Below are 15,333 nucleotides of genomic sequence, written 5' to 3'. Positions count from 1 at the left end.
CTTTTTGTAAAACAGGTGATCGCAGGGTTTGGAACGCCGGCTCCGGCAGCCCGGGCGAATGCGGGGAAGCCCAAGGCACCGTGAAAAAGGCTCCCCGGGGATTTCAGCACCGCCTGCAGCGGCAAACATAAGCAGCCAATACCGGGGACGAGATGCCGCGCGCAACTGATGGACGGAAGAATATCGGAAAATCCGGAAAACTGTGCCACCGGAAAGATCGCATCGGAAAGAAACCGCAACGCAGGATATAACAGGGGACGGACGGATATCGGTAAGGTCGAAAAGGTGGCAGCACACAGGTTTTGGAATACGCTCTTTTGCAACTATACTTTCTTACCTGTTTACTAGGTTTAGTTTAGGGTTTAGTTAGAGTTTGTTTAGGTATAGTATAGGTTAAAGCTAAACTAAACCTAACTTAATACTAAGCTAAATATAAACAAAAGCTAAACTAAAGAATAAAGCATCCTTAACTCTTCTTTATTTACTGGGGAAGCATGGCTCATTTAGGGAGAACTAGGGTTCCGCCTCGTGAAAATAACTCGGAAAAAGACGCTATAAAGGCACAAAAGAATGCTAGGGCTCAGCAACGCATAAATACACACTTAGAACTCGCCTCTCCCCTAAAAGTTTATGTCCTATCATAAGGTAGGTATCAAGGTATAATTGAATCACAGCTAAAAACATCTTATTCACTTTAAAAGAGGATAGAAAGAATTTCTCACAGGAAGTTCATTCAGTTTTTAAAACGTCAAGACAATAACGAGATCCACAAGCTATACTCACTAAACACAGAAGCTCCGAATCATTCACTGCGATTCGGAGCTTCATTTGCGCCAGTTTACCTATCCTAGTCTCTTAATGCTGTAAGATCAGCCTTAGGCTTGGGGTAGGTTCATGTTTTTAATTGCCAGACGACAGGCGTCAACCATTTCCTGCGTCATGGTATAGGTATACTTTCCATAATCGTCGTATTCCAAGGTACCAACGAAAAAGAATCCGTATTTATCAAAGAAATCCGTCAAATCCAATTTGGCCACTTCGCAGGCTGTTTTAACAAAATTCAGCTGATGGACGGCAGGATTACGCTCACCCATCATGCGATCTGAACTCCAATCTGAACGCTGTCTTCTTGGTTTATTCATATTCTGCTGACGGAAAGCCTCAAATAGATCAGCATAAAAATCGGGGCGTTTTCCCTCACTCTCAAAATAAAGCTGTAACTGCCAAAAAGGAATCAAACGATCGAATACATCCGGATCGGACAAATAAGAAATTCGTTTTTCAATAATATTGGTCCTCGCTTTCTAAAAATTGTTCTGCTCTGAAACCCGAGTTTTATTACCAAACGAACGTGTTACATATAAGGAGAACAGGTTGTTGCTCACCTCACCCAAACCACCCCAATTAAACATTGGACGTGTCTGGTGTACGTGGCCCACCTCATGACTGAAACCCCAGCAAGGATCTCCTTTAATCACCGATTCCGGCGTTACCACCATCTTCATCGCGTAACCAACTTTATCGCCCATATAGGCAACCCCATCACCATCACGAAACATGTAATAATTATAGTTCACCCGCGCGAGAATACGATTTTTCGGTACTTTATTATATTTCTCCAATCCCATTAAGCGATGTTGTCTATACACCAGTGAATCGTAATTACGAATTAGCTCCACGCCTTTTCCATAAGCATACTGCTTCAATGCCTCTATTGGATAAGCCGTCTGAATATGCTCACCTTTTGCGTCCATAATTGGATAAATAACGTTTGCAATAAATAATCTGCGAGAGAACAACAGTCAACCGATTGCGCAAAAATAACACAATCGATTGAGTAAATTTTGTGATGGAATTCGGCTACATCTGCTAGCTGCAAAATATAGTTAATGGATACCTTTAAAAATTCTATTCCAACGTATTTTGGAAAGTCCATTACCATCTGCATTCCAGCTCATCCAGGTAAACAATGCTTTTCCGACAATATGATCTTCCGGAACAAATCCCCAATCCCGAGCATCGAGCGAATTGTGCCTATTGTCGCCCATCATCCAATAATAATCCATTTTAAAGGTGTAGGAATCTGTTCGGTTTCCATTGATATAAATCCCATCCGATTTCTTTTCCAACTGGTTATTTTCATACACCCGGATAGCTCGTTCGTAGAGCGGAAAGGTCTGTGCATTTAGAGGAATAGTCATGCCTTTCTTAGGAATGACAAAGGGGCCAAAATTATCGTAGTTCCATTTGTATTGTGGATCGTTTGGAAAGGTGTTTGCTTGGGTAACTCCCGGTTTTTCCAAGTTCATTTGCATGGATTTGACATTGGACCAGGATTTCACCATTGCCGCCTGTTCTTGGGTTAAAAAGATGAGATAAGCGCCGGGCTGAATGGGAGAGACTTCTATTCCCATATCTTTCAAGCGCTGTTCGTCCAGACCAGTCTCATCGGTGGTCACAATATAATCCATTTGACTTTCCGGAGCAACAAAACCTGGCTTGTCGTTCACAAACAATACCCCTTCTTTCATACCGATTTTATCTCCCGGCATTCCCACACATCGCTTAATCAAATGTTCACGTTTATCTACTGGGCGGGTCTGAATCGTAAATTGTTGATGTACGGCTTCACGTCCCATGCTACGCACCAAATCATAATAGGGCAAATCCTGATTTTCCACAGCAACAGTATCACCTGCTGGTGCATTAAAAACGATTACATCATTCCGTTTGATCTCTTGAAATCCGGGCAATCGTTTATAGGGTAGTTCAATAAGTTCAGAAAAGGCTTTCCCTCCTATTAATGGCATCGTATGATGTGCAAAAGGAAAGGCTATTGGTGTATTGGGGATGCGGGGACCGTAATTTAGTTTACTCACAAAAAGATAATCGCCAATGAGTAAAGACTGCTGCATAGAACCCGATGGAATCATAAATGCTTCCAATAGAAATCCACGAATTAGCGTTGCAGCGACAGTTGCAAACACAATCGCGTCGGCCCATTCACGCACCATTGATTTTTTATAGGGATATTTCTTCTTATAATCCATATAAGATTGATGTGCGATCTCCAACTCAGCTTCCTTTGTCGCCCCGCGACCTTCGGCATGCGCTGCTTTCAGATTTTTGGTGTATAGCCCATTTAGAAATTGCACATTTTTATCTTTGCCCCAAAGTGGCAGAACGATGAAAGGGACCAGTACTGCGGCGCAGTTTTCCCAAAATCTTCTTTTACCAAAACAATGAATAAAATCGAGGTAGAGATTATAAAATACAAAAATATTAACGATCGGAACCAGCAAAAGGATCAGCTGCCAGGTCTTCTTGCCTAGGATACGTGATTGGATCCACTGACTATAGACGGGCACAACTCCCTCCCAGCCTTTGCGTCCTGCTTTTTCAAATAGCAACCAAAAGCCGTAAGCGGCGGCTATAGTCAGTACAATAAAGATTGTAAGTATCATAAATTCGTTTAATTGCAGAATCAGTAATTAAAAAAAATATCAATAAATAATAAGTTTCTTTCTCTCCTCGGAAGAGGTTTTGGAAAGTTGAAGCTCATTGTAGCGCATAACGTACTTTATAAAAAGATCATAATCGTACTTCTTTTCATTTTCAAACTCAGCAAATAGCTCCGGTTCGTCATTGATCAAACGCCCCAAAGCAATTGTCCGCTTCTTTTTGCTGTTGCTAAAAAGTCCATTCGTATTGCTATTTATTTCAATCACCTCACCGGTTGACTTTTTTAATGCATAGGCATATTTAGACTTACTGACTCCAATGGATAACATCGTACCTCCACCGCCTGTACCAAACATCATTCCGCCGCCACCACCGAGATTCAAATTAGACACATAATAAACCATTATTTCTCCATCAACCAACACTTCTGCAAAAGTTGGCTCCTCTGTATAATATCGACCTATTTGAAATACTTGTGGAGAAGTTCCCTGAACAGGTTCCAAGCCATTTTCGACATAAGAGGGTGCATAGACTTTTCTTTTTGATTCCCAGTAAGCACGAAATACCTGATCTGGGGTAAAAGTTAGTTTCTCTTTCTGTTGATTTTCAAATTTGAGTTTGTGATCCTTGATGGAGGAGATTTTTCCATAAAGGGTATCTGCGTTCATAAGCACTACGTAATCCAATTTTTTTGCGGCTTCCTGGGCACTGGCTGTCATTAGTATACTGGCGCAGGAAGACAAAATCAGAGCAGTTAAAATTGATATGGCTTTCATTGAAATCTGTTTTTGTCAATAGCTTTTGATCGCATAAACTCTTTGACTGTATTCACTTATACTTGGCACTCTCCGCCAAGCTTCACGTAAAACTACATAAAAATATGAAATTCAAGTTCAGCCTAAGGAGTTTTAACGTTTGTTAGCATTTTGTTTTGCTAGGTGCTGTCCTACGATACTGCGCAGAGATTTTAGGACCCCGTGTTTCTCAAGCAACAATAGCTGCACGGCAAAAAACAAAGCCACATCATTTTTGCTGATGTGGCTTACTGAACTGCGCATGCAATGATTTTAACTTTTATATTTACTTTCAAATGCTGTAGATGCTTTATTGACACCATTGCTCATATTTTCAAACGCTTTATTGATATTGTCAAGCAATGCAGACTCTTTGGTCGCATCTGGTGTTTTATTTTTTCGGAGCTCAATCAATTTGGGATAATCCTCCGTAACGATTTTCTTATACCCATTTAAGCCATCAAGCACTGCTTTTTGGAATGTCGCATCGCCTTTGAAATCTCCCAGATCTTCTACTTTCTTGATATCATCATTCAGAGATTTCTCCCAATCTGCACGTACCTTTTCGGCTTTCGTATAATCGGAACCATTCATTGCGGCATTCATCTCCGTCACATGTGTTTCACTACTGTTGATAACAGTAATGATCGAATTGTTGTACGCTGCAGGATCTTTTTCTCCCGAACTACAACTTGACATAGTCAATACCGCTACGGTCACCATGCCTGTAATAATTTGTTTAATCATTGTTGATCTATTTTTTCTTTATAATTCAGCATTAAATGCTCATTTACACAAAGATAATCTTCAAATCATCGGGATTTCATCACGGAAATCAGGGATTTCCGGGGCCATTCAAGCTAAAGGGACATTAACTGATTGCGAAAGTTGTGATTGCCATTGCGTTGATCAAAACGGTCTGCAAGTTGATCCGCTAGTTTCCCATAATGGGTCGCCAGTTCACTTGCGGTGTAGGTATTTTTCCCTTGAAAAAGATTATGCTGATTGCCGAGCTCAAGTATAAAAGGTTCGTCGGGACCGAAGTTCTTCATGGCTTCGGCGATGTAGCAGGCCAATTGAAACATGGATCTATTTTCGGGACCATCGGCCCAAGGTAAAAAACGTTCGATCCATTCCTTGGCTTTACCACTATCGGTATAGGAAAAATAGGTTGCTAGTTTAATTGTCGAGATCAAAATTGCGGAATCCTTTTCTTTCTTAAAAACCTCCTTTTCTGCCAGCAGCGCCATTTTATCCGCTTGTTCGGTATCACCTTGCTTAAGACCTTCATAAGCCAGGTTCACGGCCGTACGCAAAGGGACATGGGAACAGGTAAACTGGCCTTCAATTAAGGGCAAGGCTTTCTCGGCCGCAGGAGCATATCCATACTGTAATAGTGTTGCTGATACTTCGGCATCCATTTCACAGGCTTCACAGTCGCTCATGTCATCTCTCTGCACAGCATTTACATTCTTCAATGCGCGCTCGACAGCAGCTATATCCTTTTGCGCAAGGGCATCACTTAACTCCTCATTGTGTATGGCACGCTTTCCATAACCGTTACGAATCAAGCGTTTTTCAAAGTCGCCCAAAGCTGCTTCAATCTGCTCACGGCTGACAGCAGGATTATCGTATAATTCGGACATCATCCATTTGTATTGCCATAAGAAATCTTCTTCATTAAAGAGTTCCGGATTTTCATCGTAAGCTTGTAATATCCACGCAAATGCGGGTAACGACTCGGTTGAAAAAGCGAGGTCTATCTCTTCACTGATTAAATCTAAACGAAGGTCATATCCCCATTCAATATCTTGGTTTTCATCTGCAATCCGTATAGCCTGTGTCAATAGATTAACCTTCTCCAAGGTATTGTCTACGCGTGCAACCTGATTGCGCAGTTTCTGAATTTTAAGTGTATACATCTTCTTATTCTCTTCTTTTAATGAAATATTTCCTTTTTAAATAAGCTCTCTAAAAGGTAAAGGGAAATTCTGACCTGGTGTAGAAATCCCTCCACCGCGTTAAAGATTCACAAAATTATCCAGCCCCATTACAATGAGGCTCTTTAGGGCTTCGTTCATGACCTTCATTTCCCGTTCCTGGACCGGGTACTTTCCCAAAATGAGTGCCTGCACGTAAAGTACTTCAATGACTGAACGCAGCATGTAGGCATCTTTAATATCCATTAGGGTGCTGATCAGCTGATTATCCGCATTTAAACATAAGGTATTCTGGATCTTATTCGGCCTGGATGTCTTGAGGACCTGCGCAAAAGGATTTGCATTTTCCTTTAATTGGCTAATCGTACTCTCTACACTATTTTGGTCCATTTTTGTAAAAATAGCCGGTGTATCAATCGGTTTAAACCGCCTAATTTCCAAGATGCAGCTGTAATCGTCCAAAATGCGCTGCGCTTCTTTCTGAAAAGAAACATATTGATTTTGCTCATCCTCATGAATCGGCTGAAATGTTTCCAGGAGCTGATTTGGCGACATCTCTGTTATCTTATAGTCGGGGTATCGTTGTTTGATCTTGCGGAGCAACTCCGTATCAAAGGTATAAGAAGCATTCACAAGAATCATTCCCTGTGTATCGGCCATACGGTCAATCTGTTTGAAATCCTCAAAATCAGCACAGTAATAGAGCTGCTGTTGCTGATCGATGATATTTTGGAAACTCCGCTGTCCGCGATTGGTTTCAAACGGGATATCAGCTAAAAAAATAGCCAGGAAGTCGGGATCTTCGAGCGCAAAAGCTTTTAAATGGAGATAATGTGTCTGGATAATACGTATATAAATATCGAAGTCTATCTTCTTCAGTTGTTGCAGATACGTTTTGAGCACAGCTGCAATTTCTTTTCGCGCCTGCCGCAATAGATCATTTTTCATCAGAGACTCCCGTGAGGCAGTAGCACTAAGTTCCTCTGTATTGACAAGCATCCGGACAAAAAATGCCCAATTTGGCAAAATAGACTGATCTTCTTCGGCAAGAAACATGCGCTTCAAGTAAATTCGGTGACGCTGCTTACTGCTAAACTGCGTACGGAAAGGTAAAATATACAACACACCCTTTGCCTTGCCCGCCTTCGTTTCAAATGGAATTGCATCCAAAAAGTTGACATGAAAGAGTTCTTTGCCTATAGCAAGCAATTCCGTCTTCGAAACCGATGGAGCCAGCCATTTGGGTTCTTCTTTATGGATGACCTTTTCGGCACCTCCTACAACAATATAAATGGTTTCTCGCAGCGCATCTCCATAAAACTTGATTTTTTTCTCAAAATAATCCCCTTCAAAAATATAGTTGAATTGCTTTTTAGGGCTTAGGATAACCCGTGTCCCGACAGGAATATCTTCTGTCAGACGCTCGATTTTATAGTCCCCTTCAGCTCTGGCCGTCCAACGTAGAGGCAGTTGTTCTAGAGCGGACTTTGTTTCAACAATAATCTCATCGCTGACCACAAAACAAGAAAGCAATCCAATACCAAACTTACCGATAAAGTCCTGAGCATCCTTGATGTCCTTACTCTTTGAGCTCTCCCCGATAACCGACAAAAATTGATGAATATCGGCCTCTTTTAGGCCTATTCCATTATCGCTGAACAGAAACTTCGGTTGTTCAGTGCTTGGCAGCTCAATCGTTATTTTTCCTTGATGCTGTTCATCCAAGTGTTTCAATGCTGTAATTGCATCCACACCATTTTGAAGCAGTTCCCGAATAAATGTATTGGGATCGCTATACAGGTGTTCTGAGAGCAGTGCGATCATTCCTTTCAGATTGACCTGAAAGGAATAGGATTTTTCTTCTTGCATGTTTTTCTTACTTTCTCGTTTTCTTTGTCAATCGAATAGCATCATCATGTCCATTGTCTGCCGCCCGTTCAAACCACTCCAGGGCAAGATCTTCATTTTCTTCTATCCCGTCCCCCATGAGATAACAGTTGGCCAGTTTATATTGTGCGTCAGCATGATCGGCTTCGGCGGCCTTCATAAGCCATTCGACACCGTCTTGAAGGTCCATCGGTACGATATCTCCTTCCAGCAGTTGCACCGCAACAAAGTAAGTGGCATACACATTTCCTTGCTGCGCTACTTCCATAAAATACCCATAGGCGGCTGCTTTATCGATCTCGGTACCTATTCCAAAATAATAACAACGGGCCAATCGGTAGCTCGCTTGCTGATTTCCTCGCTCCGCAGCTTGTGTATAATATCCAAATGCTTTTGCTGGCTGTGCTTCCACGCCGATACCAAACTCATAGCACATGCCAATTCCCTCCGTCAGATAGCCAAGTTTTTCGGCACGCGTGTAGTAATCAAAACCTTTGTCGTATTCTTCCCGCTGATCATAGTCGAAGAAAAAGTAGTCGCCAAGCAGCACGAGTGCCTCAGCTACATTTTTTTGTGCGGCCTCTTCCAAAAGCTGAAGACCATGTGCTACATCCTGTTGCACCAAACCGGTCAAATAGTAACGTCCCAATACGTAAATTGCATAAGGGAACCCCAGATCGGCAGCTTTCTTAATGTTTTCCTGTGCTTTAAATGTATCTTGGTTCAATCCATAACCATACTCATAACAGAGACCCAGATCAGTCAAAGCCTGTACATGATTTCGTTCAGCAGCCTGTTGGTATAAAGCAATCATCCGGTCCAGATTTATCTCCGTACCTATGCCCCCCCGGTAACATCGCGCCAGTTCATATATACTATTTAGCTCCTGCATCCCGGCTCCGGTTTCAAAGGCAGTAAAAGCTGCTTTCGGTTGGGGAGCTCCGGACTGGTGATAATCATTTTCCAAGTAAATACCTTTTAAATAATAGGCATAGGGATAGCCAATATCTGCCGCACGCGAGAAATAATCAAAGGCCAATTTATAATCCGGTTCGGATTTTAATTCAGCAGCTAAACCCATTTCAGTCACCGCAGTAGCGTTATTATATACTGCCGCTTCCTCGAAGTAAGGCAATGCAGCTGCCAGATCAGGCGCATCATTATGGATTCCATACTTTAAGAATCTGCCGACTTGATATAAAGCTTGTGGCAGTTTATCTTTTGCGGCATCCTGATAATAATCAAAGGCGGCTTTATAATCCGGAGCCAAACCCTCGTAACCAGATTCGAGCATGTTGCCTAGGCGCAACTTCGCGTAAGCAATATTTTTTTCCGCCATTGCGCTGAAGCGCTGGAAGGCTGATGTTTCATTCTTTGGGAGGAACTGACCTTCGAGGAGGATTTCAGCAAGTTCAACCTGCGCTTCCACATAATTATCTTTCTCGTCGAGCAGATGCAATAAAGATAATCCCTTTTCGATGTCCTGCAACGCGTTCTGATAGAGATAGAGACAAGCAAGACGATAGCCCGCATAATTATTATTATAATCGTATGCTTTCTGGAGATACCACAGCGGTTCTTCGAAATCCTGTTTTTCCCTATTTTCATTGCCTAATACCTGAAGTTTGATAAGTGCTATTTGCACCGCAGCATCCATCATTCCGTATTCAAACAGCTCTTGATATTCCGGTATAAGAAGCTCCTGTTCAATTAAGGAAGTCGCCTCCGCACGTTTTATTTCATTCAGCACAAATCTGCAGTAACGAGATTCAGCCATCGCAATACCCTCTTCCAGGGTTTTCAGGCGTTTGCCCCTGTCCTCTTTACGCGCATAGTAAAATTGTAGCGCCTCATAATAATGACGCAGTAGTTTCCGCTCCGGAGACTGCTTGAGCACCTGTATACGGTCAAAGACTTCTTTGTATTTATCGGTCCAGACATCGATATGGGCAGCATAAGCTATTCCCCAGTGATCTCCGCCCAACGCGAGCTCATCAAGTTCGGCCTTGGCGCTATCGCAGTCGATAGCAGACAGCATGCCTAAATAGTTGTAGTATAAATAAAGAGGTCTTGCCCATTCAACACCCGCATCGATGCCTCTCTTCAAAGAAAGGGAAGCTTTTTCTTTATCCACTACATGTCGGCGGCATAAAATATGCTGTAAGCCAAGCTCCACCCATGCGTGAGGATTGATCGCAGCATAGCGCTCCAATATTGTCCGTATTTTATCAATAAAAAAGGAATAATCCTCTTCGTTCAGATATACGTTTGCTGCAAAATCAGTTCCTTTTTCAAATAATGCATCATAAAGTGCAGCCGCACTGGGTTGCTGCAAGTTGTGCTCAAAATAAATCAGGACATCAAGCCATATATCGGGCGTAATGCGTTTCGAAAGGTCAACTGTCAATTGATGTTCAGCCGATTGCAATGCGGCAACTTTAATAGAATATTCTTCACTTAACTTCATATATCATCGTATGTACTACTTGTAAAACATGCTTTTTATACTCTTCAGGCGCCAAAAAGCAACAAAAACTTTGCCACTGTATCGTACAGTCAATTCTGCCTATTATAATGCAACTATATTGCTTTTAAAATCTTTTCCCTATATTTGTTGCAACTTAATTGCAATACATACAAGTTGGAATACATATGGATTGCACGACTTACGCTTTACGAATCGAATCCAAATAGATGAATAGGTATATTATTTTTTCAATTATCGCAGCACAACAACTATTTTTTCCTTGCTATGGACAGGAGAAGAGCATCGAGCTTGAAGAAGTTAAAGTTGGCGGGCGACGTTATCACCGCGCAGCAGAGGGCGCATTATCGATCCAGCTGTTGACTGCCGACTCTATACAAAAATACCAAGGCGGGAGTTTAATGCAGACATTAAGCCGACTTCCCGGTGTCAGCGCCATCGGCATAGGTGCCAATCAATCTAAACCGCAGATTAGAGGGCTCGGATTTAATCGTGTGGCCACGGTAGAAAATGGCATTAAACATGAAGGCCAGCAGTGGGGATTGGATCATGGACTGGAAATCGATCAATTCAGTGTGGGAAGTGCCGAGGTGCTTAAGGGGGCCAGCTCATTTCTCTATGGCTCAGATGCTATTGGGGGTGTGGTTCGGTTAGCACCGCCAGCGGAACTACAGAAGACAGGTTTTAAAGGGCAGTTTAACCTATTGACAAAGTCAAACAACGCGACTTTTGGCGGATCGCTACAAGCACAGGGTAGAAAGGGAAATTGGGTAGTTGGAGGCGGATTCACGCACCTGGAATATGGCGATTACCGAGTGCCCACAGATACTGTCTATGTCTACAATTATGCAGTACGCCTGAAAGATCGGCATGTTCGCAACACAGCAGGACGAGAAACACATTTTCAACTACGTGGTGGATATCTATCGGATCGTTTTTCTTCGATTTTCTATCTGAGTAATTATCATACAAAGTTTGGCTTCTTTGCCAATGCACATGGCTTGGAACCACGGGGAGTAGACACGGCATTCTATGATAGATCCAGTCGTGACATTGGTTTCCCTAGCCAGACGGTCAATCACCTGAAGCTTATTAACCGCAACTTTATCGATCTGGATAAGCATAAGCTTTGGATAGACCTGGGTTATCAGAAAAACTACCGGCAAGAATACAACAATTACACCGCGCATGGTTATATGCCACCCGTTTATCCAAACGATATGACTGTCCCGATCAATTTGGAAAGGTTGTATGACAAACAGGTCTATAGTATCACTGTAAAAGACCAATTTGAGTTGGCCAGACATCGACTTACCCTAGGTGCAAATGGAGAGTATCAGGATAACCGGATCGATGGCTGGGGCTTCCTCATCCCCTCATTTAACCAAAAAGCAATGGGCCTATTCGTATACGATCAATACAAGCTCGCGGACCAAACGATGCTGTACGGGGCGTTGCGTTACGATTACAGCCATATTCAGACGTCACCTTATCGGGATTGGTTCGAATCACAGCTGGAAGACAATCAGTCGGGAAGAATAGTTCGGGCTTCAGCGCTCAGTCGCCGTTTCAATAGCCTGGTTTGGTCTTTAGGAGCGGCACATCAATTCGGAGATCTGGAAACAAAAATCAATGTAGGAAAGAGTTTCAGGGCTCCTATTGCACAGGAGCTCGGTGCTAATGGTGTCAACTATCACTACTTCAGTTATGAAAAAGGCAATCAATCCTTGTCCCCCGAACAATCCTACCAGCTGGATTTATCATTGACCTGGAGTCCCAGAAAAGTCTTTGTCGCCTTTACGCCGTTCTTTAATTACTTTTCCAATTATATCTACCTCAACCCCACGTCGCGCTACGATCAATATTATGGTGCCGGCAATCAAATCTTTGAATATATGGAAAGCCGTGTTCGCCGCTATGGAGCTGAATTGAAGCTCAGCTATCAGCCTTTGAAACAATGGAAAGTAGAATTATTGGGCGAATACGTCCGATCAGAACAACTATCGGGTGCAAAGAAAGGCTATACACTTCCATTCTCTCCGGCGCCTTCAGCGTTGATGGACATCAGCTGGACAGCAAAAAACAGCAAACATTTTAAAGAGACCTACCTTTCCGTCGATTGGAAATGGACAGCTGTGCAGCATCATATTGTTCCGCCAGAAGAGTCCACAGCAGCTTATCAGGTCTTCAACTTTCGAGCAGGCACACAGCTTCGGTTTTCGGGATCTGCCCTCCAATTACGCTTACAGGTTCAAAATCTATTTGATAAGAAGTATATGGATCATACCAGCTTTTATCGGCTGATCTCATTGCCTGAACAGGGAAGGAATTTTATGCTATCCGTTGGAGTTCCCTTTGGAAAACAGTCCAGATCGTAACATGAACGACCGCGAATGAAGAATAAAAATAACTTTTACCGAAATATAGCCACTTTAAATAAGCCTTTGATCGCAATGAATTACGTGAATCGAAGCGTACAGTGAACACTTATACAATTTGTAACGAAGACACCTGAATAACCGAACATCACAAAAGCATGCTAACAATAAAAGATATACGAATGAATAAAAATTTAAAAATGAAACGATCTCCTATGAAAACAGTCCAAAAATATACACTTATCGCGGTGTTACTTACGATGGCCGTTGCCTGTAAGAAAGATAAGGAAAGCATCGATACCGAAAAACCGGTCATCACCATCGATTCCGAAACAGCCTTTCCAAAACAGTGCAGCACCATTAAACGCGGTACAAGCTTTACTTTCCACAGTAAGCTATCCGACAATGTAGCGCTCGGAAGCTATAGTATTGATGTACACCACAATTTTGATCATCATTCGCATAGCACAGAAATCGGAGAGTGTACTATAGAACCTATCAAAACGCCTATCAAACCCTTTACTTTAGTCAAGACGGTCAATATTCCGGGTCAGCCACAGCAATACGATGCCGAATTAAAGATTGATGTACCAGCCGATATCGATCCCGGCAATTATCATTTTATGATCCAAGTGACTGACCTGGCAGGATGGAGCAGCCAAAAAGGAATCAGCATCCGTATACTCGAATAATACCATACATATTTATCAACTCAATTTAATTAAATCCATTTTACATGAAAACTAGAAACATTCGCGTCTTCTTCCTGTTAAGTACACTTCTTTTCGGTTTTTTATCATCCTGCAAGAAAGATAACGAGGAAATTCCAGCACTTGCAAAGCCCCAGATCAGCGCACTCGAAATCGGCAGTGGCAATAACAAAACTGTTCAGGCGGGATCAGACCTTCATCTTGAAGGTGATATTCTCGCCGAAGCACTCATTGCTAAGATCGAAATAGAGGTTCATCAGGAAGGTGGTGGTCAATATAAGTTCACAAAAGCCTATACGGATGGGAAATACATTGGTGTAAAAAATGCGACATTTCATGAACACATCGATGTTCCGGCGGATGCACCCGCAGGAGCCTATCATTTTCATTTTACAGTAACCGACAAAGCCGGAAATACAACTACAATAGAATCGCCATTAACCATACAAGGTACAGATGCCAAAGTTGCCTATAAGCTTATATTTACTGAAGTAGCCGGCGAAGCCCATGGAGACCATTTCCATGATCTTGCCGACAAAGAAAAGGTAGAACCAACTGTTATCAGCTTTGATGACAAGGGAACAGTATTGGCAGGAGGACATGCTCACCTCCATCCCGCAGGGATCTATAAAATTGAATTAAAACAATTTGATACTTCTTCAAAAGAAATCCAAGGGCAATACATTGTCAATAAAGCAACAGCAGACTACTATAAGGCGTTCCTTACAGGTGGTTCTTTTGTTTTAAATCCGAATAGCAGTACAGGAAGCGGAGCAATCTTTCAAACGAAAGAGGCGACCTACGGTGATGGCTCTGCAGTCAATGGAGCAACGGAGACAACAGGAATCATCACGTACTTTACAGCAGGAAAAGATAATGAAGGCGAGAAAAATGTAGTCTTTGTACTTCGCAGGTTTAATGATGCAACCACAAAAACAAAAGTTACCCGTGCTGACTGGAACCTATCGGATTATGCCACTAAGTTTGCTGGTCAGGATCTCATAAAACTATCTTTTGAACTTCATGCAGAGGAAGGAGAAGATTAGTCCCAAAACAAAAAACCGCCTTGCTATTCACAATTTGTTGGCAAGGTGGTTTTACACAGCTCATTTTCCCGATGTCCGCAGCTGGTAACATCATCAAAGCGTTATTGTTTACAGCAATTGGCTTAGTCCCTTACCTTCGTAAGCACATTTCCCTGTGGATCGAGTACCAGCTTCCAATCCTCTTTGCCATTTTTCACTTCAAACGCATAACTCACTTTCTGTTCAGCTGTAATCTTTTTTGCGTCTTCAATGCGATAGCCCAGAAAATCTCTCTTCACCCGGTCCAGCACACTCTTCGGCAATTCTTTTTTGTTGATTTCAGTTTCATACCGCAAAACTTTTCCGTTAGGTTGAAACCAAGCTTCCTGGTCTGTACCAAATAAGCCCGTTTCAAATTCCACTTCATACACATTACCTTTCACCTCCCACTCCACTTTTTTGGCTGTTGGAAATTTCTGTTGGAAACTGTTCACCACCACAGCGGGCACTTGACTTTGTGGTATATCTTGCGCAATAGCTCCTGTTGTTGTCAGTGCAAGCACGAATGCACTCCAGATTAATTTACAATTCATGATTCTATTTTTTAGTATACTACAAAGTAAAAAAGCGAATCTGTAAAGATTTGGGAACA

Annotated in this window: 11 protein-coding genes and 1 pseudogene; 3 read left to right on the top strand and 9 right to left on the bottom strand. The window is 42.3% G+C overall.

Annotation, left to right across the window (positions count from 1 at the left end; genetic code table 11):
* From B2O97_RS01615 to B2O97_RS01580, 8 genes and pseudogenes are all read right to left on the bottom strand, one after another.
* Nucleotides 1-323: hypothetical protein (locus B2O97_RS01615; RefSeq protein ID WP_286766819.1), on the bottom strand; the 323-nt coding region annotated here is incomplete at its 3' end.
* A 552-nt stretch (nt 324-875) separates the two neighbouring features.
* Nucleotides 876-1,754: pseudogene (locus B2O97_RS01610) on the bottom strand (M60 family metallopeptidase).
* Nucleotides 1,755-1,886: 132 nt separating this feature from the next.
* The gene (gene lepB, locus B2O97_RS01605; protein ID WP_286766818.1) at nt 1,887-3,464 is read right to left on the bottom strand and encodes a signal peptidase I; all 1,578 of its coding nucleotides are present in this window, start codon (nt 3,462-3,464) and stop codon (nt 1,887-1,889) included.
* A gap of 39 nt (nt 3,465-3,503) precedes the next feature.
* Nucleotides 3,504-4,238 (bottom strand): hypothetical protein, encoded by a 735-nt coding sequence (locus B2O97_RS01600; RefSeq protein ID WP_286766817.1) that lies wholly within the window; start codon nt 4,236-4,238, stop codon nt 3,504-3,506.
* A 291-nt stretch (nt 4,239-4,529) separates the two neighbouring features.
* The gene (locus B2O97_RS01595) at nt 4,530-5,003 is read right to left on the bottom strand and encodes an LIC11966 family surface protein (RefSeq protein ID WP_286766816.1); all 474 of its coding nucleotides are present in this window, start codon (nt 5,001-5,003) and stop codon (nt 4,530-4,532) included.
* 113 nt (nt 5,004-5,116) lie between these two features.
* On the bottom strand, nt 5,117-6,178 hold the full coding sequence (locus B2O97_RS01590) for a hypothetical protein (protein ID WP_286766815.1): 1,062 nt from the start codon (nt 6,176-6,178) through the stop codon (nt 5,117-5,119).
* Nucleotides 6,179-6,277: 99 nt separating this feature from the next.
* A complete protein-coding gene (locus B2O97_RS01585; RefSeq protein ID WP_286766814.1) occupies nt 6,278-8,065 on the bottom strand; it encodes an HSP90 family protein in 1,788 nt (595 codons plus the stop codon).
* A gap of 7 nt (nt 8,066-8,072) precedes the next feature.
* Nucleotides 8,073-10,550: a tetratricopeptide repeat protein gene (locus B2O97_RS01580; RefSeq protein WP_286766813.1), complete on the bottom strand. Its 2,478-nt coding sequence runs from the start codon at nt 10,548-10,550 to the stop codon at nt 8,073-8,075.
* A 227-nt stretch (nt 10,551-10,777) separates the two neighbouring features.
* Here B2O97_RS01580 and B2O97_RS01575 point away from each other — a divergent pair, with 227 nt between their 5' ends.
* The 3 genes from B2O97_RS01575 to B2O97_RS01565 all read left to right on the top strand — a co-directional run bounded on the left by B2O97_RS01575 (nt 10,778) and on the right by B2O97_RS01565 (nt 14,702).
* Entirely contained in the window at nt 10,778-12,946 is a 2,169-nt protein-coding gene (locus B2O97_RS01575; RefSeq protein WP_286766812.1) for a TonB-dependent receptor, read from the top strand.
* Nucleotides 12,947-13,161: 215 nt separating this feature from the next.
* Nucleotides 13,162-13,638: a DUF4625 domain-containing protein gene (locus tag B2O97_RS01570; protein WP_286766811.1), complete on the top strand. Its 477-nt coding sequence runs from the start codon at nt 13,162-13,164 to the stop codon at nt 13,636-13,638.
* Nucleotides 13,639-13,682: 44 nt separating this feature from the next.
* Nucleotides 13,683-14,702, top strand: a complete 1,020-nt coding sequence (locus B2O97_RS01565) for a DUF4625 domain-containing protein (RefSeq protein ID WP_286766810.1) — start codon at nt 13,683-13,685, stop codon at nt 14,700-14,702.
* Between the two features lie 122 nt (nt 14,703-14,824).
* Here the strand turns inward: B2O97_RS01565 and B2O97_RS01560 are convergent, their stop codons facing one another.
* Nucleotides 14,825-15,274, bottom strand: coding sequence for a PepSY-like domain-containing protein (locus tag B2O97_RS01560; RefSeq protein ID WP_286766809.1), 450 nt, complete (start codon nt 15,272-15,274; stop codon nt 14,825-14,827).
* Nucleotides 15,275-15,333 lie beyond the last annotated feature (59 nt).

It is taken from the genome of Sphingobacterium sp. UBA865, assembly GCF_002295765.1.
GTDB classification, from domain to species: Bacteria; Bacteroidota; Bacteroidia; order Sphingobacteriales; family Sphingobacteriaceae; genus Sphingobacterium; species Sphingobacterium multivorum.
This window is presented reverse-complemented; position numbering and strand designations above follow the sequence as displayed.

Excerpts from the sequence above, each read along its gene's own strand:
- B2O97_RS01600 (WP_286766817.1), bottom strand. The coding sequence starts at position 4,238 with ATGAAAGCCATATCAATTTTAACTGCTCTGATTTTGTCTTCCTGCGCC.
- B2O97_RS01560 (WP_286766809.1), bottom strand. The coding sequence starts at position 15,274 with ATGAATTGTAAATTAATCTGGAGTGCATTCGTGCTTGCACTGACAACA.
- B2O97_RS01570 (WP_286766811.1), top strand. The coding sequence starts at position 13,162 with ATGAAAACAGTCCAAAAATATACACTTATCGCGGTGTTACTTACGATG.
- B2O97_RS01595 (WP_286766816.1), bottom strand. The coding sequence starts at position 5,003 with ATGATTAAACAAATTATTACAGGCATGGTGACCGTAGCGGTATTGACT.
- B2O97_RS01590 (WP_286766815.1), bottom strand. The coding sequence starts at position 6,178 with ATGTATACACTTAAAATTCAGAAACTGCGCAATCAGGTTGCACGCGTA.
- lepB (WP_286766818.1), bottom strand. The coding sequence starts at position 3,464 with ATGATACTTACAATCTTTATTGTACTGACTATAGCCGCCGCTTACGGC.
- B2O97_RS01565 (WP_286766810.1), top strand. The coding sequence starts at position 13,683 with ATGAAAACTAGAAACATTCGCGTCTTCTTCCTGTTAAGTACACTTCTT.
- B2O97_RS01580 (WP_286766813.1), bottom strand. The coding sequence starts at position 10,550 with ATGAAGTTAAGTGAAGAATATTCTATTAAAGTTGCCGCATTGCAATCG.
- B2O97_RS01585 (WP_286766814.1), bottom strand. The coding sequence starts at position 8,065 with ATGCAAGAAGAAAAATCCTATTCCTTTCAGGTCAATCTGAAAGGAATG.
- B2O97_RS01575 (WP_286766812.1), top strand. The coding sequence starts at position 10,778 with ATGAATAGGTATATTATTTTTTCAATTATCGCAGCACAACAACTATTT.